General features: G+C 66.0%; 18 protein-coding genes. 5 read left to right on the forward strand and 13 right to left on the reverse strand.

What is annotated here, in order from left to right; all coding sequences use genetic code 11:
• Both AC1DXX_RS24295 and AC1DXX_RS24300 read left to right on the forward strand, forming a co-directional pair.
• A partial coding sequence (locus tag AC1DXX_RS24295) for a putative quinol monooxygenase (protein ID WP_478136774.1) occupies positions 1 to 460 on the forward strand: 460 nt, incomplete at its 5' end.
• Positions 461 to 484: 24 nt separating this feature from the next.
• Positions 485 to 904 carry a DUF1330 domain-containing protein gene (locus AC1DXX_RS24300; protein ID WP_478136775.1) on the forward strand — a complete coding sequence of 140 codons (420 nt, stop codon included), beginning with the start codon at positions 485 to 487 and terminating at the stop codon, positions 902 to 904.
• Positions 905 to 1,312: 408 nt separating this feature from the next.
• Here the strand turns inward: AC1DXX_RS24300 and AC1DXX_RS24305 are convergent, their stop codons facing one another.
• From AC1DXX_RS24305 to AC1DXX_RS24325, 5 genes are all read right to left on the reverse strand, one after another.
• A complete protein-coding gene (locus AC1DXX_RS24305) occupies positions 1,313 to 1,756 on the reverse strand; it encodes a hypothetical protein (protein WP_478136776.1) in 444 nt (147 codons plus the stop codon).
• A gap of 193 nt (positions 1,757 to 1,949) precedes the next feature.
• Positions 1,950 to 3,293 carry an MmgE/PrpD family protein gene (locus AC1DXX_RS24310; protein WP_478136777.1) on the reverse strand — a complete coding sequence of 448 codons (1,344 nt, stop codon included), beginning with the start codon at positions 3,291 to 3,293 and terminating at the stop codon, positions 1,950 to 1,952.
• Position 3,294: 1 nt separating this feature from the next.
• Entirely contained in the window at positions 3,295 to 5,400 is a 2,106-nt protein-coding gene (locus tag AC1DXX_RS24315; RefSeq protein ID WP_478136778.1) for an acetate--CoA ligase family protein, read from the reverse strand.
• The gene (locus tag AC1DXX_RS24320; RefSeq protein ID WP_478136779.1) at positions 5,397 to 6,200 is read right to left on the reverse strand and encodes an enoyl-CoA hydratase/isomerase family protein; all 804 of its coding nucleotides are present in this window, start codon (positions 6,198 to 6,200) and stop codon (positions 5,397 to 5,399) included. The genes AC1DXX_RS24315 and AC1DXX_RS24320 overlap by 4 nt, the downstream gene beginning before the upstream one ends.
• 13 nt (positions 6,201 to 6,213) lie before the next feature.
• Positions 6,214 to 7,212 (reverse strand): tripartite tricarboxylate transporter substrate binding protein, encoded by a 999-nt coding sequence (locus AC1DXX_RS24325; RefSeq protein WP_478136780.1) that lies wholly within the window; start codon positions 7,210 to 7,212, stop codon positions 6,214 to 6,216.
• A gap of 162 nt (positions 7,213 to 7,374) precedes the next feature.
• On the opposite strand from AC1DXX_RS24325, the gene AC1DXX_RS24330 reads away from it, so the two are divergent.
• Positions 7,375 to 8,160, forward strand: coding sequence for an IclR family transcriptional regulator (locus AC1DXX_RS24330; RefSeq protein WP_478136781.1), 786 nt, complete (start codon positions 7,375 to 7,377; stop codon positions 8,158 to 8,160).
• Positions 8,161 to 8,174: 14 nt separating this feature from the next.
• Here AC1DXX_RS24330 and AC1DXX_RS24335 read toward each other — a convergent pair whose 3' ends face one another.
• The 4 genes from AC1DXX_RS24335 to AC1DXX_RS24350 form a co-directional block, all read right to left on the reverse strand.
• On the reverse strand, positions 8,175 to 8,777 hold the full coding sequence (locus AC1DXX_RS24335; protein WP_478136782.1) for a DUF1326 domain-containing protein: 603 nt from the start codon (positions 8,775 to 8,777) through the stop codon (positions 8,175 to 8,177).
• 103 nt (positions 8,778 to 8,880) lie between these two features.
• A complete protein-coding gene (locus tag AC1DXX_RS24340) occupies positions 8,881 to 9,681 on the reverse strand; it encodes a DUF2182 domain-containing protein (RefSeq protein WP_478136783.1) in 801 nt (266 codons plus the stop codon).
• A 156-nt stretch (positions 9,682 to 9,837) separates the two neighbouring features.
• Positions 9,838 to 10,218, reverse strand: coding sequence for a cupin domain-containing protein (locus AC1DXX_RS24345; RefSeq protein ID WP_478136784.1), 381 nt, complete (start codon positions 10,216 to 10,218; stop codon positions 9,838 to 9,840).
• Positions 10,219 to 10,408: 190 nt separating this feature from the next.
• Entirely contained in the window at positions 10,409 to 11,011 is a 603-nt protein-coding gene (locus AC1DXX_RS24350; protein WP_478136785.1) for a hypothetical protein, read from the reverse strand.
• 100 nt (positions 11,012 to 11,111) lie between these two features.
• On the opposite strand from AC1DXX_RS24350, the gene AC1DXX_RS24355 reads away from it, so the two are divergent.
• The gene (locus AC1DXX_RS24355) at positions 11,112 to 11,354 is read left to right on the forward strand and encodes a hypothetical protein (RefSeq protein WP_478136786.1); all 243 of its coding nucleotides are present in this window, start codon (positions 11,112 to 11,114) and stop codon (positions 11,352 to 11,354) included.
• Between the two features lie 35 nt (positions 11,355 to 11,389).
• Here the strand turns inward: AC1DXX_RS24355 and fusA are convergent, their stop codons facing one another.
• Entirely contained in the window at positions 11,390 to 13,450 is a 2,061-nt protein-coding gene (gene fusA / locus AC1DXX_RS24360; protein ID WP_478136787.1) for an elongation factor G, read from the reverse strand.
• A 211-nt stretch (positions 13,451 to 13,661) separates the two neighbouring features.
• Between fusA and AC1DXX_RS24365 the strand changes: the two genes are divergently transcribed.
• Positions 13,662 to 14,240, forward strand: a complete 579-nt coding sequence (locus AC1DXX_RS24365; RefSeq protein ID WP_478136788.1) for a DUF1569 domain-containing protein — start codon at positions 13,662 to 13,664, stop codon at positions 14,238 to 14,240.
• A 53-nt stretch (positions 14,241 to 14,293) separates the two neighbouring features.
• Here the strand turns inward: AC1DXX_RS24365 and AC1DXX_RS24370 are convergent, their stop codons facing one another.
• From AC1DXX_RS24370 to AC1DXX_RS24380, 3 genes are all read right to left on the reverse strand, one after another.
• On the reverse strand, positions 14,294 to 14,566 hold the full coding sequence (locus tag AC1DXX_RS24370; RefSeq protein ID WP_478136789.1) for a hypothetical protein: 273 nt from the start codon (positions 14,564 to 14,566) through the stop codon (positions 14,294 to 14,296).
• A gap of 68 nt (positions 14,567 to 14,634) precedes the next feature.
• Positions 14,635 to 14,793 carry a DUF3309 family protein gene (locus AC1DXX_RS24375; protein WP_478136790.1) on the reverse strand — a complete coding sequence of 53 codons (159 nt, stop codon included), beginning with the start codon at positions 14,791 to 14,793 and terminating at the stop codon, positions 14,635 to 14,637.
• 201 nt (positions 14,794 to 14,994) lie between these two features.
• Positions 14,995 to 17,655, reverse strand: coding sequence for an AAA family ATPase (locus AC1DXX_RS24380; RefSeq protein ID WP_478136791.1), 2,661 nt, complete (start codon positions 17,653 to 17,655; stop codon positions 14,995 to 14,997).
• Positions 17,656 to 17,658: the final 3 nt, after the last annotated feature.

The raw sequence follows: 17,658 nt of genomic DNA on the forward strand, positions 1-17,658 counted from the left end.
GGAGATGTATGTCGACGCGCAGGCCTACAGGGCTCACGTGCAGACGCCCCACTTCCAGAAATTTCGCGCGGAGACCGACGCCATGATGCTGCGCCGCGAACTGCATGAAGTCGTACCCGTGCGTCTTGGAGCCAAGGCAAGCCTGAGCGGCCAGCCGCTCGTGCGCGTCGCGGAACTCACGATCGATCCAGCCCAGCTCCAGGCCTACAAGGACGCCGTGACGGAAGAAATCGACACGTCGATCCGCATCGAGCCGGGCGTGCTGGCAATCTATGCCGTTGCACTGAAGGAGCAGCCCGCCCAATTGCGCTTCTTCGAGATCTACGCGGATGACGCGGCGTATCGATTGCATATCGATTCGCCGCACTTCAAGAAGTACGTCGAGGTCACCAAGTCCATGATCGTTTCGCGCAAGCTCATGGAGGCGCAGCCCATTGCCCTCGGCCTTCCCTCACGCTGAATTCACCACACCACGCTTGCATCCATGATCTCTTTCGCCCACATCAAGAGCCTGCAGATTTCCGCTCTTGCCGCCGTCGTCCTGAGCGGCTGCGCAGCGGATGCCGTGCACACGCAGGCTTCTGCCACCAAGGCACCGGCCTACTACGTCTCGGAATTCGAGGTCACGGATCCGGAGGGCATCAAGCCCTACAGCGCGCAAGTGGACTCGACCTTCAAGCCCTTCGGCGGCTACTACTTCGTGCGGGGTGGGCAGGTCAGGTCACTGGAAGGCGAGCCTGGCAAACGCATCGTCATGATTGCTTTCCCCAGCCTCGAGCAGGCACAGGCCTGGTACGACTCGCCAGCGTACCGGGCGATCCGGCCCATTCGCTTCAAATCGGCGAAGTCGCGCGTGTACATCGTCGAGGGCGCTCCGCCTGTGCCAGAACACGTCCTTCGGTAACGGGCCAAGCAAGAGAAAAAGACGAAAGCATCGTCCATGAAATCATCGAATCAGCCTGCGCTGCCTCCGGAACGCCCTGTCTGTTGATTGCCGCCGAAAATTGACCCTGAATTGGAGTCTCTTACCGAAGGTCAACCACCATCGCTAAGCCAGCGGCCTGTCAAATCAATTGCCTCAGCCAAAATCCTGGCAATCGTTTTGACAGGTGCACCAACCGGCTCTCTCCAGAGGGGAAAGCTGAATCAGTGCATGTCAAACCAAATACGTCACCCATCTCAAGATAGCCGCCCTWCTTCCTGATCAGCGGCGCTTCTGTTGCTCAAACCGATGCGCTTGAAGAGCCGCTCCCAGCGTGGCGCTCGGCCGAGAAAGCCGTCGCGAGGACCCTCGGTATCGCCCAGCCGGCGGTCAGTCGTCATATCGTCGTCCGGAACGGTCGAAAGCCAGAAGCAAGCCTGCGAGCAATGCACCGCCTGCGGCAGCGATCAATACCGCTTTCACCGGTTCGGCTGCTATCTGTTTCGCGCAGGACTCCTGCCACTCGGCCGCGCGTTCCCTGAGGTTCACTATTCTTCTCCCGACTTCGTTGACAGCGTCCTGCGCGTAGACCCTGCCAGTGCCGACGGCGTCTGCGGCAACGTCCTTCGCATCCGCTGCAATACCTCGGACGGTGTCGAGGGCCTCGCCCGCGGTCGCCTTCGCATCCGAGGCGCTTGACCGCAAGGCCTGGACCGTGTCGCCGGCAATCGTCTTCGCCTCGTCGGCGAGCCCGCTGGCCGCCGTGGATGCGTCTCGCCCGGCTTGGCGTGCTTCGTCGGCAAGTTGGGAGGGGGTCTTTGCGTCGTCTGCCATGGCTGTCTTTCAAAGGAGCAAAAGGGGTTGCGAAGCAGGTATTTAGGAGATCCCGACCGCGTTGCCGTGTCGGGTGGGACAGGCATCTCTTGTAGGCGAAAGCAAACCACCACTGCAGACGGCGTTGACTGGCCCATGAAAACTTCGAGGAGCTCGCCGACCACGGAGCGTCGCGGCTGCCCGCGCTCGGCCCTCAGGCGCCAGGCAGCGCCGCGCCGGTATCCAGCGCCCAGATCTGCGCCAGCAGCGCACGAGCACGTTCGCTTCCAATCACGGGCGAAGCCAACTCCAGAAACTTTCCCTCAAGCTCGCCATCTGTCAGCGCCTGCTCGGGGTCGCCCTTGCGATTGGGCTGGAGGTGGTCGAGGCGACGCCCGTCGCGGGTTTCGATCACGACGCGCGCGGCGCGCTGTCCCGGAAATGCCGCATCCAGTGCTGGATCGACCGTGACGTCGATGCGCTCCATCAGCGCGCGCGTGACCCGGTCATCCAGCCGGGCCGGCTCGTAAGCCACGAGGCGCACGCTGCCGTGCGTCAACGCCGTAGCCACGACGTACGTCAGGCTGAACCGCGCTTCGTTGGCCGTGGTCGGATGTGTGTAGCAGGCAATGTCGAGCGCTGGACGGTACGTCGCCACCTGCACGCGCTCTATATCGCCGGCTTCGAGACCGTGACGCTGCTTCAGCTCCAGCGCGCCGTCGATGGCGGCGAAGGTGTGACCGCAGCCGATGTGGTTCTTGAAGGTCAGCCTGGTGATGTGGAAGTCCTGTCCCAGTGTCACCCCTGCCTGCGACCAATCCGGACCGTTGCTCATGGCTTGACCCAAGCCGATCTCCCCTTCCAGCACGTCGAGCGAGCCTGTAACGCCGCGCCCCGCAAGCCGGGCCGCAAGCCGGGCCGCAAGCACGCCGGCCTCGGCGGCGCGGCCTGCATGCAGCGGCTTGGACATCGAGTCCATGCGGAATGCCTGCTGCAGGCCCGCCGTGAAGGTGGCGGCCGTCGCCAAGGCATGCGCGAAGGCCACCTCATCGAGCGACATCAAGCAACCAGCCGCGGCCGCAGCGCCGAAACTGCCGACCGTTCCCGTGCTGTGCCAGTACTTGTAATGCGGCCGGCCCATGACGACGCCGATGCGCGTCGACACCTCGTACCCCAGGACAACACCTCGCAGGAATTCGAGACCGCTCGCGCCAACGTCCTGGGCGGCGGCCAAGGCGGCCGCAATGGTCGCGGCGCCCGGGTGGTACATGGCGTCGCGGAAACTGTCGTCCACTTCCGCTGCGTGAGCGGCCGTTCCGTTGATGAGCGCTGCCGCGCGCGCTGTGGCCGAGCGGCCCAGGATGAGTGAAGCCCGACCGCGGTCGAGGTCGTCGGCCAAGGCTTCTTCGAGTTGTTGAACGGGCGCGGCGGCCAGGCCGGGGAACACCGAGGCGTACCAATCGATCACGGCGCGCTTCGCATGGTGAGCGACCTCGGGCGGCAAGGACTGCCGGCGGAACTCCGCTGCGTAACGGGCGAATGTCTCTGTAGCGTGCATTTCAATTCTCCGGATCCGCAAGCACCACCACCCCGTCGGCGGCACGCACGCCCTGCCCCTGCGGCAGCACGAAGACCGGGTTGATCTCGGCCTCGAGCAAGCGGTCGCCCAACTGGGCTGCCATCTGCGAGAAGGCGACGATGGCAGTCACAAGCGCCTCGACATCGGCCTTGGGGCGACCGCGGAATCCGTCCAGCAAAGGCCAGGTCTTCAGCTCGCGCGCCATGGAGAGCGCGTCCTCGTGGCTCAGACCACCCTGGGCGGGCAGCAGCCGCATCGTGGTGTCCTTGAACAACTCGGCCGTGATGCCGCCCATGCCCAACAGGATGGCCGTGCCCAACGCATCGTGGTGCATGCCCAGGATCAGCTCCGTGCCGCCGCCCACCATTTCCTGCACCAGGAAGCGCTGAGGCCGCACGCCTACCTTGCTCTCGACCTCGGAGGCCATCGCCTGCAGGCGCGCCCCCACCGTCTCGGCCGTCAGGTTCACGGCGACGCCGCCGACATCGCTCTTGTGCGTGATCTCGGCCGACAGAATCTTGAGCACGACACGGCCGCCCAGTTCGCTCGCCGCAGCTTCGGCTTGACTTGGCGTGGTCACGATCACCTCACGCGCACAGGGCACGCCGAAGCGAGTGAACAGCTGCTTGGCCTGGGCTTCGTCCAGGGAGCCTGCCGGCAGGTCGTCGATGCGCACAGCCGCCGCAGGCGCGCTGGACGGCTTCGGCTCTTGCCAACTGCCGACGTCCAGCATGGCGCCCAGCGCACTGGTGCAGCTTTCGGCTGCGGCAAACGCGGGCACACCGCGCTGCGTGAGCAACGCCGCGACTTCGGGCGCGTGCGGGCTCACGTAGGCGATCACGGGCTTGTCCGAGTTGGGCAGGCAGTCCTGGATGGCACCCGCCATCAGCTCCGGCATGGCCAGGCTGGAGGAGCCGACGATGATCGCGAGCGCGTCGTAGCTCGGGCTCTTGAGCAGGATATTGATGGCGCCGCGCAGCAAGTCCGGCTGTAGACCCGCCAAGGTCACGTCGATGGGGTTGCGGTCGAGCACGGCGTGATCGCCGGACTGCAACGCGCGCAAAGCCTCGGCCGTTGCAGCATCCGGCGCCGGCGTCTCGAAGCCTCGCATGCCCAGATCGTCCGAAACCAGGGTTCCAGCTCCGCCCGTCGAGGTCAGGATGGCCACGCGCTTGCCGCGCAGCCTGCGGCCCGTGGCCAGCGCGACCGGAATGTCGAGCAGATCGCCAAAGGTCTGGGCGCGAATCACGCCGACCTGCCTGAACAACGCGTCGTACATGCTGTCGGCGCCTGCCAATGCACCGGTGTGCGATACGGCTGCCTTCGCACCGGCTTCGGAGCGACCGATCTTGAACGCCACGACAGGCTTGCCCGCGCGAGCCGCCTTCAGCGCAGCGGCGCGAAATTTCTCGGGATTGCGGACGCTCTCCACGTAGAGGGCGATGACCTTGGTGTCCGCGTCGTCAGCCAGATGATCGACAAAATCCGCCAGGTCCAGATCCACCTCGTTGCTGGTCGAGATCAATTTCGACAGGCCGATTCCGCGTGCGGCGGCGCGCGAAAGCAGCGCCCCCAGGATGCCTCCGCTTTGAGAGACCACGCCGATCCCGCCGACCGGGAAATGATCCATCTCGAGCGCGCCACTGGCGGAAAGCACGATGCTGTCGGTCAGGTTGACAAGCCCGATCGTGTTGGGGCCGAGGATCCGCATGCTGCCGCCCGCCTCGATCAGTTGCTGCTGGCGACGCGCGCCCTCCTCCCCAGTCTCCGTGTAGCCGCTGGCGAGCACGATCGCGGCAGCAGTCCCCTTGGCCGCGAGTTCGCGCACGGCCTGATGCGCCCGCTCCGCGCCCAGCAACACGATGCCCACATCGGGTGTGCCGGGAATCGAAGCGATGTCGGGATAGCAGGTCAGCCCGCCAATGGAATCGACACGCGGGTTGACTGGATAGATCTCGCCCGTGAATCCGTGCTTGCGCAGGTAAGCCACCGGGCGGCCGGCGGTCTTGGCGGCATCCGCCGAAGCACCGATCACTGCGACGCTGCGTGGCTTGAGGAGCCTGGTGATGGCGTTCATCTCGGTCATTTCGTCGTCTCGTTTTTCGCGCTGCTCTTGGCCAGGAAGGCCATCACCGACTCGCGATGCTCGGTGCTGGTGTAGCAAATACCCTGCGCCTGGCTCCCCTGTGCGAACACCTGGTGCGCGGACAACTCGAAGCTCTGGTTGAGGATCGTCTTTCCGAGCGCCAATGCGGTGGCCGATCCCTTGCTCATCTCGGCCGCCCAGCGCTGCGCATCGGGGACGAGGGTCTCGGCATCCGACTGGCGATCGGCGATGCCAAGGCTGAGGGCCTCTTCGAGCTCGACCTTTCGGCCGCTGAAGATCAGTTCCTTGGCTTTCGAGAGGCCTACCCGGCGCGGCAGGAAGTACATGCCGCCGCCATCGGGAACGATGCCGCGATGGATGTAAGACCAGGTGAAGCTCGCCGCATCCGAAGCGATGATGAAGTCGCATGCCAGGGCCGTGTCGGCCCCCAGGCCGGAAGCAGCCCCGTTGACGGCAGCGATCGTTGGCTTGGGCATGGTGTGCAGGAGCGATTGGGTGTGGTGAACACGTTGCTGGCGACTCCAGCCGTTGAAGCCGACCTCGCCTGCAGGAGCCCGCATCCGCCGCTCCATGCCGGCAACATCCCCGCCGGCGCAGAAGCCCTTGCCGCGTCCGGTGAGCACCAGTGCGCGAATCGCCTTGTCGTGGGTCACATGCTCCAGCGCCGCGATGAATTGCGTGCGCATGTCGTCGCTCATGGCGTTGCGCTTTTCGGGGCGGTTCAGCCACAGCGTGGCGATGCCGTCCGCAACTTCCAGCTCGATCAGTTGTTCAGTCATTTCACCGTTTCCTTCATTCGTTGGTGATGTTGTTTTCCTTGACGACCTTGCGCCAACGCGCTTCCTCGCCCTTGGCGTACTTGTCGAAGTCCGCCGGCGAGCCTGCGTTGATCACGAGGCCCTCCCCTTCCACGCGCTTGCGAAAGGCCTCCGTCTGGACGGCCTTCCTGGCGGCGGTGTTCAGGCGGGCGATGACATCAGCCGGAGTGCCGGCGGGCGCATACAGGCCGTACCAGCTGTCGGCCACGTAGCCGGGCACACCGCCTTCGGCCATCGTGGGCACCTTGGCAAGGGCGTGGGAGGACGATCGCGTGGCCGTGGTCACTGCAAGTGCGCGCAGCTTGCCGCTTTCGACGAAAGTGCCCACTGCAGCCGCTGTTGCGAACATGACGTCCACCTGCCCACCCAGCAGATCGGTGATGGCCGGACCCGCGCCCCGGTAGGGGATGTGGGTGATGTTCGTCTTCGTCAGGTTCTTGAAGAGTTCGCCGGCGAGGTGCGCCGAAGTGCCTGCGCCCTGGGACGCGAACGAGAGCTTGCCCGGGTTCGCCTTGGCCGCGTTGATGAGGTCCTTGACCGATTTGAGTGGACTGTCTGCGCGCACCACCAACACATTCGGCGAAACCCCGACGAGCATGACGGGTGCAAAGGCCTTCTCGTGGTCGTAGGGCAACTTGCTCTGGATGCTGGGGTTCACCACATGGGCGACGGTGGCCATCACCATCGTGTAGCCGTCGGGTGCGGCCTTGGCCACCGCGTCCGTCCCGATGATCGTGCCGGCGCCGGGCTTGTTGTCGATGATGACCGGCTGGCCCAGCTCCTGGCCCATTGCGATGCCCATGGTGCGGGCGACCAGATCCGTGCCGCCRCCGGGCGCGAACGGCACGACGATCTTGACGGGCTTGTCGGGGAAGGCTGCGAGTACGGGCGTCGAGATTGCGGTGGTCGAAGCTGCGACCGAAAAAAGAACCAGGGCGGTCCTGAAGCGTGCCGAGAGCAGGCTTTTTTGCATGGTTGTCTCCGATTGGAACAGGGTCGAAAAAGGCAGGATCGATGGCGGCTTGAGTCTTCTCATCGAGCGCCTTGAGCTTAGGTTTTCAAAGCGTCCTGCGCACCCCCCTATTTCCAACGAGTGGAATTACACTTCGGGCTTGTCCTTCAGTGCCAACCCTCCGTGCCCACGCCCACCAGACGCCAACATTTCGAAGAGCCGACGCTGAACCGCTCTCTCGAGCGGGGGATCGAGATCCTCCGTGCCTTCAGGCCGGGTGCCGACGCGCTGGGAAACGGAGAAATCGYGGAGCGCACCGGGCTTTCGCGCRCCACCGTCAGCCGCCTGACACAGACACTGGTCGAAGTCGGCATGCTCGAGCACGACCGCACCCTTCGGGCCTACCGGCTTGCCGCGCCGGTATTGAGCTTTGCCCACGCCATGCGCGCCGGCTCCCCTGTGTTGAACACGGTCGCTCCGCTGATGCGGACCTTGGCGGAGAAACTTCGCATCAATGTCGGCCTGGCTGTTCCGGACCGGGACGAAATGGTCTACCTCGAATCGGTGCGCTACAACCGAAGGGTTTCGCTGCGCAACGTCGTTGCGGGCCAGCGGGTGCCGATGGAGCTCACGTCGCTTGGCCGGGCCTACCTGGCGGTCGTCGAAGAGCCCAGGCGGCGCGCTCTCATGGCGCAGTTCCGCGAAAGACGCGAGAGCGGCTGGAACCAGATTCGTGACGAGATCAGAAGCGCAGCCCGGAGCGTGGCTGAACGCGGCTTTTGTACGGCTTCCTGGCAACCGGAGGTGGTTGCCCTCGCGATGCCGGTCGTGGTGGAAGGCCGACCTGTGTACGTGCTCAACGTGAGCGTCACGACGAAGGCCAGCATTGCCGAGACTGAGTCGACGCTTGCGGGCCCGCTGGTCGAGCTCTCAAGGAATGTGAAAGCAGCCCTTGCCAGTCGATCCTGATCCGAACGCGCCGCTCAACCGGCCCAGTGGACCTTGTGCAGCGTGCTGGAGTCGCCCTCCCAGTCGCGCACATCGGGCTCGGTCCAGCGCATACCCTTCGCGCTCGCAATCTCCATCGAGGTGCTCTGGAAGGCCCCCTGCGCCGCCGTGCCCTGCACCGTTGCGGTCTTGCCCGCGCCGTCCTTGTAGCGGGTGAGCGTGCCTTTGGCCACGTCGCCCACCGAGAAAGACGGCGCATCGCCGCCTTGAATGTCGATCGGCACGCTCTTCGCGGGCAGCCACTTCGAGACCGCCGGCCCGAGCACGGCGCCGAACATGCCGCCCTTCTGGCCCGAAAACACAGCCTCGAGCGCGCTGCGCTGCGCGTCGCTGGCGCTGCTGTCCAGGTACAAGCGGGCGGTGCCGTTGCCGGCAAAGAAATTGCCGGGCCACCAGGCCGCAAGCGCGGCACGGCAGCCACCCACGTCCTGGCCATCGATCGCGCCCTTCTCGATGTCGATCAGCAACGCGCCGGCGCACCAACCCTCGTCCGGGACGGTATCCGGGCCGAGCCAGCATGGGCACAACGCCTTGCAGCTGCACATCTCGAGCATCGTCGCATCCATCTGCCAAGTCATCGTCGTCTCCTTCGGCCGCCTGAAACAGCCAACGCCCGCGCAACCCAGCCCCACATAAAGTATAGGCACCGGCGAGTCGAATTTCCAGGCGGCGAGCCTGGCCTCAGCCCAGCACCAAGACCCCCAGGCCCGCCGCGATCATCAACGCGCCGACGACGCGWGCGGCTTGGCGCCCGAAGGGGAGCGCCTTCTCCACCAGCACAGCGACGGACAGCAGCGCGATCCACAGCAGGTTCATCACACCCGCGACGAAGAGCAGCGCCATCAGCAGCCAGCAGCAGCCGACACAGAAAGCGCCGTGCCGCAGGCCCATCGTCACCGCGCCGGTCCACCCGTCGCGCCACTCGGTGAGCAGAAAGCCGAGGGGAAGCCGGCACTTCGACAGGCAGACGTTCTTGATGGGAAGAAATTGGTAGACACCCGCCGCGATCAACAGCAGCGCGTTCAACACGACGCTGGCGCTGCGCATCGTGGGGTCGAGCAGCTCGGTCGCGTGCAGCGCCCATTGCGCGGTGGTTGCAAGTACGCTGAACCCACCCCACACCAGCAGGTAGCCGAGCAGGAAAGCAGCCGTCGCTGCGATCGGCGAGAGCCCCGCGGGCCGCGAGCGGCTCACGTTCAGGTAGGCGAACAGCATCGGCGCCGCGCTCGGCACCATCATGCCGACCATCATCACCGTCCACATGGCCAAGCCGAGCGCGAACTCCCGCACGCCCCACTCTCCCATCGGCATCAGCCACATCGCGCGCGAGCTGCGCAGTGGGTTGTCCATCGCTGCCGTCGCTTCGGCCATGATCGCCAGATACAGCCACGCGAGAGCAACGAGCAGCACCAGGCACGCTCCCACCAGCCGGCGATCGCGCCGTGCGCGAGCGAGCTGCGGGTCGGCGAAGGCATTCAACATTGCCGCTCCCACTGATCCTGGCGCCGCTCCGGCGATGTCCTGCGGTTCAGCATCGTTCCCTTGAAGAACTGAGTACCGGTTGGCTGCGAGAGGACCTTCGACCGTTCTGTACGGATCGCATTCCCGTTCGACCATCCCGAATCGGGCCCGCCAAGGTCAGCTCTTGGCCTTTGCGTATTCCTCTGCGCTCATCACCTCGAGGCCAACGAACGGTTKGTCGCCTTCGACCCATGCGTCGTGGCCCGGAGGGATGGTGTACGACATGCCTTCTTCAATGGTGGTCTTCGAGCCGTCATTCATTTGCACGGTGACCCGACCGGAAACCGCGTACCCAACGTGAGCGACCTGGCAGCTGTCCGTGCCGACGACCGGCTTGATGCACTTCGACCAGCGCCACCCGGGCTGAAACTGGAAGCGTCCCAGCGTGTACCCCTCGAGGCGGACCACTTCGACCCGCGTCTTTTCCGGTTCCCGAACCTCATCCGGTTCGTCATGGGATTTCGTCTGAAGCTTGGTGACATTCATCGGACTGGGCATCACTACTCTCCTCGCACGAGTGAGCAATTGGTCCGCGGCAGCCTCGTGCTACGCCGCACGTGGAACGATTGAATGTTAGTCCCGCCCCATGCTTGCGGTGACCTATTTTTTTGCCCGATCCGAGGGCCCAGCCGGGTCTGGGCCTGACAGCCGCCCCGGCGCGCGTCCGAACGCGGGTCTCGCGCAACCTTCAAGCAACCTGAACAATCGATGTGCACCTGCTGGTGGCCGGATCATGAAAGACGAACACCGCCGCATCGTCATGAAAGTACCCGTTGACCGCGAATTGACCGAGAAACACCAACGGTCCGGCGTCGCCCATGGGCCACGATGGAGATTGCAGCCAGCGCGGCGGCGTCTTTGCGCAGCGGAACAGTTCCAGGAGCCTCCGGCGGAGCCATGCCTTTCGTTCCTTGGGCGGTAGCGGCGGCGAAGAAGCGAGCAATGAGGAAAGGTATTTCACGTCCACATCCAGCCAGCGCGGCTGGGCAGACAACAGCAGTTCGTGGTCGTCGCCCACGGCCGACGAAGAAATTGTCTCGGCGCCATGCTTTTTGAGCAGTGCTGCCAGCACGTCTTGTGCGTCGAGGAGATGGCCAGGGTTGCCGTAGTCGAGGCCGATCAGGTAGTGGAACAGCGTCGTTCCCGTATGGCAGTGGCGGGGAGCGCCCTCCTCCGACAGCAACGATTCCATGCCCGGATCGCGATAGAGCTGTTGTTCGAACTCGGAGGCCGAGGCCTTGCCGGAAACGAAGGCGCTGATGCAATCGAGGGATTCGGCCAAGGGGCGCATGGGATGAGCGGCTGTTTCAGCCGATGTGGACAGATGTGGATTGCGCGAGCCTTGCAGGCCCGACCCGTGTCATTTTCACACTGCTTGGATGGTTCGATGGATGGCCACAACTCATACGTTGGACTGCATGCAGCGGATGCAGTGGACCTCGGCGGTGCAGCCGCTGCAGTCGGGCTGGAGCAGCCGCTACGTGGGCGACATCTACGACACCTCTCCCTATCCGGCCGATGCGCCGCCGGAGATCGCACCGTATGTGAAGCGTGAAAAACCGCAGTTCATCGTCACGTCGAACTTCATCACCCGCATGGGACGGCTGATCTCGTTCATCTCGCCGGTGGCCTGAGCGCAGCCCGGCGATCCGTGCCACGGCGGCCGCCGCTAGTCTTCTTCGCGCACCCGATACTCCCCCATCAGCGTCTGCTGGACGGCCGGTGGCACGGCTTCGTAATGCGACAACGCGATGGTGTAGCGGCCCTGGCCGCTGGTCATCGCATTGAGCCGCGACTGGTAGTTGGCCAGTTCGGCCATGGGCACCTGCCCGCCGACGGTCACCGTGCCGCCCCCCAGGGCGGACGTACCGGTGACCAGGCCGCGCCGCGACGACAAGTCGCTCGTGACGTCGCCGACAGAATGTTCAGGCACGGCGATCTCGATCTGGACGATCGGCTCGAGCACGACCGGCCGGGCCTCGCGGATCGCGGCCATGAAGGCCTTGCGGCCGGCGGTCGCGAAGGCGATGTCCTTGCTGTCGACGCTGTGGTGCTTGCCATCGTGCACCACGACGCGCACGTCGACCACGGGGTAGCCGGCGATCGCGCCGCACACCAGCACCTCGCGCACGCCCTTCTCGACCGCGGGAATGAACTGGCCCGGAATCGCGCCGCCCCTGACCTCGTCGGCAAACTGGAAGCCCGTACCGCGCGCCAGCGGCTCGATGCGCAGGAAGACTTCGCCGAACTGGCCGGCGCCGCCGGTCTGCTTCTTGTGGCGGTGGTGGCCTGCGGCCGGTGCGGTCACGGTCTCGCGGTAGGCAATGCGCGGCGGCCGCGTCTGGACCTCGAAGCGGTGCACCTCGCGCAAGCGCTCGAGCACGATGCGCAGGTGGAGCTCGCCGAGCCCGTAGAGGACCGTCTCGTTGGTCGCGGCCACGTGCTCGATGCGCAGGCACGGATCCTCGGCCGCGAGCTTGCCCAGGATCTCCCAGGCGCGCTGCTCGTCGCCACGGCGCTTGGGCTCCACGGCCAGGCCGTACACCGGCACCGGGAAGGCCAGCGGCGCGAGATGGACATGGCTGTCTTCCGCCGCGTCGTGCAGCACGGCATCGAAATGGATCTCCTCGACCTTGGCCACCGCCACGATGTCGCCCGGTATCGCGCGCGACACCTCGACATGGTCCTTGCCCTGGAGCATGAACAGGTGCCCCACCTTGAAGGGCTTGCGGCCGTCGCCGATGTAGAGCTGGCTGTCGCGCGTGAGCGTGCCCTGGTGCACGCGGAAGATGCCCATCTTGCCGACATAGGGGTCGATCGTGACCTTGAACACGTGCGCCAGCACGTGCAGCGACGGGTCGGGCCTGGCCTCCATGGGCTTGGCCTCCGCACCCTCGCCAACGATGAAGTTCGGCGGATTGCCCTCGGTCGGGTCGGGCAGGAGCTTGACGATCACGTCCAGCAGCTCGGCCACCCCGGCGCCGCTGCGCGACGAGACGAAGCACACCGGGATCAGGTGCCCTTCGCGCAGCGCCTGCTCGAGCGGCGCGTGCAGCTCGGCCGGATCCACGTCGCCCTCCTCGAGGTAACGGTCGACGAAGGCCGCGTCGACCTCGACCACCTGCTCCACCAGCGCGCGGTGCGCCGCTTCGACGGGGCCGAAGTCGGAACGCCCGAAGCGGTTGAAGAAGCAGTCCACCACCTGCCTGCCGACCCCGTCGGGCAGGTTCAGCGGCAGGCATTCGCGGCCGAAGGTCGCCTGGATGTCGGCCAGCAGGCCCGCCAGCGAGACGCCCTGCGAGTCGATCTTGTTGACGATGATCATGCGGGCGAGGTGGCGCGAGGCCGCGTACTCCATCATGCGCACCGTCATCGGCTCGATGCCGGTGGCGGCATTGATGACCACCGCCGCCGTCTCGACCGCCTCCAGCGCCGGCAGGCTCTGGCCGAGGAAGTCGGGGCCGCCGGGCGTGTCGATGAAGTGGATGCGCGTGCCGGCATGCGTGAGGTGCATCACCGATGCGTTGAGCGAGTGCTGCATGCGGCGCTCGAGCGGGTCGTGGTCGCTGACGGTGCTGCCGCGCTCGATGCTGCCGCACGCTCCGATGGCGCCCGCCTTGTACAGCATGGCCTCGGCGAGGGAGCTCTTGCCGGCGGCAGCGGCGCCGACGAGCGCCAGCGTTCGCACTGCTTCCATTTCGGCCTTGAGGCCGTTCGATCGGCTTGGCATGGCATGGGCTCCTTGGCGTCCGGAAGGCCGGCCCGGCGGCCTGCAGGGGCTCGGGCGTTGCGCGTGGACGTCGGGCCAGCGTACGGGATTGACCGCGCCGATGCAAGCTGATTGCGCTGCCGTCCGTTGCGCCAGAATAAATCCGCTTAATCGGAGATCGTCGCTAATTTGACAGTTTCGACGCGGCGCCAGACATACCATCCGGCACCACATGAACACTCACCTCGCGGATGTCCGCCCTGTCTCGCGTCCCCGGCGCGCCCTGCTGGCCGGCGGCGTGCTGCTGGCGGGCACCGCCGCCGCAGGCGTCGGATACGTCGCCACGCATTCCAACCAGCCGATCGCCATGGATGAATTTTCCGACCTTGCTCACGCCATGCACACGCTCGAGCGCCTGCGCGAGGCGCCACTGCATACCCGCTCGGGCTGGGACCTGGCCCATGTGCTGCACCACTCCGCGCAAAGCATCGAATACTCCCTGGATGGCTTTCCACAGCTGAAACCTGCATGGTTCCGCGCTTCGTTGGGCAGCATGGCGTTTGCAGTGTTCTCGGCGCGCGGCAAGATGAGCCATGGACTGGAAGAGCCGATACCGGGCGCACCGGCGATTGTTTCAGGACAGCCGCTGAACGCCGCCGTGGAGCACCTGATGGACGCACTGAATCGATTCGAACGACACAGCGCGGCGCTTGCACCGCACTTCGCCTACGGCGCACTGAGTAAATCCGAGTACACGCGCGCTCACCTCATGCACCTGGCGAATCACTGGGAATTGGTAGACGCTGGCTGACGACAGCACTTTTGGCGAGACATCGAATGCGGGGCGCAGCCAGGCCCGCCTCGTCACCGTGCGTCCGACGCCAACGGAGAGGGGGAGCGTTGCGCCGAGTTCAACAGGGAGCAAGCGCGCATCTTCAGGGCCGCTTCGCCCCTGGCCGTCACCCGCCTCACCGTGGCTTGACCGGAGTAGGTTGTTCGCCCTTGGTGATGCATGAATGGCGGAATATCTGCCACTATCAGCTTTGCAGCGCGCAACAAGTCACACTTCTCGATGTCCTCATGCGCATCGATGGTCATGGGCATCTCTGCGGAGCAAAGCCGCTCGAGCAATTGCATGGGCATTGCGAATCCTCGCATCGATACAGGTGAAGTCGCCGGTTGATGAACTCGCGTACACCGCAGTACTAGATGCGCCCCGTCAACAACAAGACGATCAGTACGAGCACGATGATGCCGAGAATGCCGCTCGGACCGTAGCCCCAGCCGCGGCTGTGCGGCCATGACGGAAACGCCCCGACCAGAACGAGGATCAGAATGATCAACAGAATGGTGCCAATGCTCATGACATGCTCCTTGATGCTTGCCTGGCATCAAGTTACCAACGCAACGCATTTCGGTCTGTTCGATATCGAACAGAAGGTCACGGCATAGGCGGTCCGGGTAGCCGCCAGACAACCGCGAATACACCAGCCGTTTCGCACGCTACGGCCGTGAACCAGGAATCCGAAACGTTCGCTCGCGTCGAGAGCAACGGGCCCCAGGTCTCAGGCCAGCGCCCTTAGCGCAACACCCATGTCGCGCCAGTCTTCGGGGTGGCAGGTAAACAGCAGCACCTGGTGCCGCTGCGCAGCGTCGAACAGCACCCGCTTCATCTGCACCAGCCGCGGAGCGTCGCTGTGGACCAGCGCGTCGTCCAGGATCAGCAGCGTGGGCCGGCCGGCCTCCTGCAGCAGGTCTGCATAGGCGAAGCGGCTGATCAGCCGCAGCTGCTCGCGCGCGCCGAAACTCATCTCCTGCAACTGCCCGCTCTCGGCCACGCCGGCTGCGTTGGGCCGTGTCAGCATGGCGGGCGCAAGCCCTGCGTCCATCTGCACGGTCGCTCCAGGCATCAGAAGAGGCAGGTAGTGCTGCATGCGCGCCTGCAACGGCGCCTGCAACCGGGTCAGCGTCGCCTGGCGTTTCTGCTCGAGCTTGTCGCACAGCAGCGTGAGCGCATCGGCGCGGCGCTGCAGATCGGCATGCCGGCGCTGCGCCTGCGCGAGCTGCCCGGCCAGTGCCTCCCTCTGTTCCTCGAGGCCCTGTGCCCCGGCCTGCTGCAGGGTGTTTTCCAGCAGCAGCAACTGCTCGCGGCGCTGCTGATGACTGCGCGTGACCTGCTCGATGCTGCGTTGCAGCCGGTCGATGTCCTGCAGCACGATGTCTGGCCGTGCGGCCTGCACGTCGGCGTTCGTCAGGTCGATGCGAGCGGTCAGCGCCTCGGCCTCGGCGCCCACGGCCAGCCATTGCTGGCTGGCCTGGGCATGGCGCTGTTGCCGGCCCGGGTCCGCCAACGTGGCCTGGGCCGCCGCGAGTTCGCGCCGGGCCGTCTCGCTCGCCTCCTGTGCGACCGACTGCCGGCGCAGCGCTTCGGTCAGCGTCTGCTGGGTCGCCTGTTCGGCCGCCACGGCGGCCCCCTGCCCGGCTTCGGCCTCCTCGATCGACAGGGCGGGTTCGGCCGATGCCGCCGGCAGGCGTTCCTGCGCCGCCTGCGCGGTCGCGATACGCGACTGCGCCTGCGCGAGTTCGCCGCGCAGCACCTCCAGCCCGCGCGGCGCGACGATGCCGAGGGCCTGCTGCGCGAGCTTGACCTGCGCATCGAGATCCGCCGAGGCACTCAACCGCGCCTGGGCTTGTGCGATGTCGTCCACGCCGCAGGCCAGCAGCGCCGCACGCAACGCATCGCGCGCGTCACCGTGCGCACGCGCGAGCGCCACGAGGTCGTCGCCGCCCGGCGTGATGATCAACTGCCCGCCGCCCGGCAGATGCAGCGTCGCGGGGGTGTCTATGAGCCGTTCGCCCTGCCCGCTCAGGTCGTGAACCTCATCTCGCGCTTGCAGTGCAAGAACCTGGCCCTCAGGCAGCACGAACTGCAAGCGCGTGGCCACGGCCTGGCGGCGCAGATCGGCATCGCGCTCGGCGCGCTCGAGTTTGAGCAGCCGCTCCACATCGGTGGACCGGATCTTCGGCGCCGCCGCGGTGGTGGCTTGCAACGCCGCCAGCCGCTCGTTGGCCTCCTCCGCGCGCGCCAGGCTCTCGGCGCTGCGCGCTGCATCGGCCTGGGCCTGCTGCTGCAACTGCTGGAGATTGCGCCGCTGGGCCTCCTGGCTCGCCGCGCGCCAGGCTTCGCGGGCGCTGTCGACACGGCGCTGTGCGTCCGCCGCGTATTGGCGCGCATGGGCCGCGGCGGCGTCGCTGTCCTGCACCTGCTTCGCAGCCTCCTCGCAGGCACGTTCGCGCGCCTGCGCCACGCTCTGTTGCTGCGCGAGGCCGGCCAGTTCCTTCGCGAGCAGATCCCGGGTGTCCTGCAACTGGTGCAGGCGAGCGCGGTCGTTGCGCAGTTGCGCCTGGCCCGCCTGCAGCGCTTCGTTGCGGCCCTGCGCGGCCTGCAACTCCAGGCGCAGGCCTTCCCACGGCTTGGCCGTTTCGTCGGCCTGGTGCTGCTGGCGCATCGCCGCGAGTTGATCCACCTGCTGCCGGTAGGCCGTGATTTGCATGTCGAGCGCCCCGAGCTCCGTCTCCAGTGCTGCCACCTGTGCAATGGCCTCGGCATGGGCGGCGCGCGGCTTGCCCGTCGAGGTCAGGAGTTCGTCGCGTTGCGCGCGCAGGCTTTCGAGAATCGCGTCGCCTCCGCTCGCAGCCAATGCCGCCGCCGAATCGCCTGCGGGCTCCCGAAGGGCGTCATGCAGGTGGTCGCGCGCATGGCTGACGTCCAGCTCCTGCCCTCGCCCCTGCTCTACCCACAACAAGCCTGGAATGCCCCAGTTTTCTGGCTTGCTCGCGCCCTTGCCGGCAAACGAAAAGCCGAACAGCTGGGCCAGGTGGTCCTCGGCGTCCGTGCCGTCGAACGAACGCGCACCGGCGACCAGCGTGCAGCGCTTCTTGCCGAGAAAGCTCTTCACGAGCCGGTGGCCCTGCCCGTCGATCAGAAAGTCGAGCTCGACCTGCGGCGCTGCGCCGCTGCCCTCTCCCCACGGTCGCAGGTCTTCCACGGCCGTGGAGCGGTGTCGCTCGAAGAAGGCCGCGCGGATGGCGCGCACCAGCGTGCTCTTGCCCGCTTCGTTGGCGGCGGCCACGATGTTGAGTCCGGGCTCGAAGCCATCGAGCTCGAACGGTGCGCGAAAACGCCGCAGCTGTTCGACGCGTAGGCGGGTGATCTGCAGCTTCATGGC

The organism is Variovorax sp. P4_B10, assembly GCF_056402375.1.

Excerpts from the sequence above, each read along its gene's own strand:
- AC1DXX_RS24375 (WP_478136790.1), bottom strand. The coding sequence starts at position 14,793 with ATGAGCATTGGCACCATTCTGTTGATCATTCTGATCCTCGTTCTGGTC.
- AC1DXX_RS24300 (WP_478136775.1), top strand. The coding sequence starts at position 485 with ATGATCTCTTTCGCCCACATCAAGAGCCTGCAGATTTCCGCTCTTGCC.
- AC1DXX_RS24350 (WP_478136785.1), bottom strand. The coding sequence starts at position 11,011 with ATGCGCCCCTTGGCCGAATCCCTCGATTGCATCAGCGCCTTCGTTTCC.
- AC1DXX_RS24370 (WP_478136789.1), bottom strand. The coding sequence starts at position 14,566 with ATGCAATTGCTCGAGCGGCTTTGCTCCGCAGAGATGCCCATGACCATC.
- AC1DXX_RS24365 (WP_478136788.1), top strand. The coding sequence starts at position 13,662 with ATGAACACTCACCTCGCGGATGTCCGCCCTGTCTCGCGTCCCCGGCGC.
- AC1DXX_RS24380 (WP_478136791.1), bottom strand. The coding sequence starts at position 17,655 with ATGAAGCTGCAGATCACCCGCCTACGCGTCGAACAGCTGCGGCGTTTT.
- AC1DXX_RS24315 (WP_478136778.1), bottom strand. The coding sequence starts at position 5,400 with ATGACCGAGATGAACGCCATCACCAGGCTCCTCAAGCCACGCAGCGTC.
- AC1DXX_RS24335 (WP_478136782.1), bottom strand. The coding sequence starts at position 8,777 with ATGACTTGGCAGATGGATGCGACGATGCTCGAGATGTGCAGCTGCAAG.
- fusA (WP_478136787.1), bottom strand. The coding sequence starts at position 13,450 with ATGCCAAGCCGATCGAACGGCCTCAAGGCCGAAATGGAAGCAGTGCGA.
- AC1DXX_RS24355 (WP_478136786.1), top strand. The coding sequence starts at position 11,112 with ATGGCCACAACTCATACGTTGGACTGCATGCAGCGGATGCAGTGGACC.
- AC1DXX_RS24310 (WP_478136777.1), bottom strand. The coding sequence starts at position 3,293 with ATGCACGCTACAGAGACATTCGCCCGTTACGCAGCGGAGTTCCGCCGG.
- AC1DXX_RS24320 (WP_478136779.1), bottom strand. The coding sequence starts at position 6,200 with ATGACTGAACAACTGATCGAGCTGGAAGTTGCGGACGGCATCGCCACG.
- AC1DXX_RS24305 (WP_478136776.1), bottom strand. The coding sequence starts at position 1,756 with ATGGCAGACGACGCAAAGACCCCCTCCCAACTTGCCGACGAAGCACGC.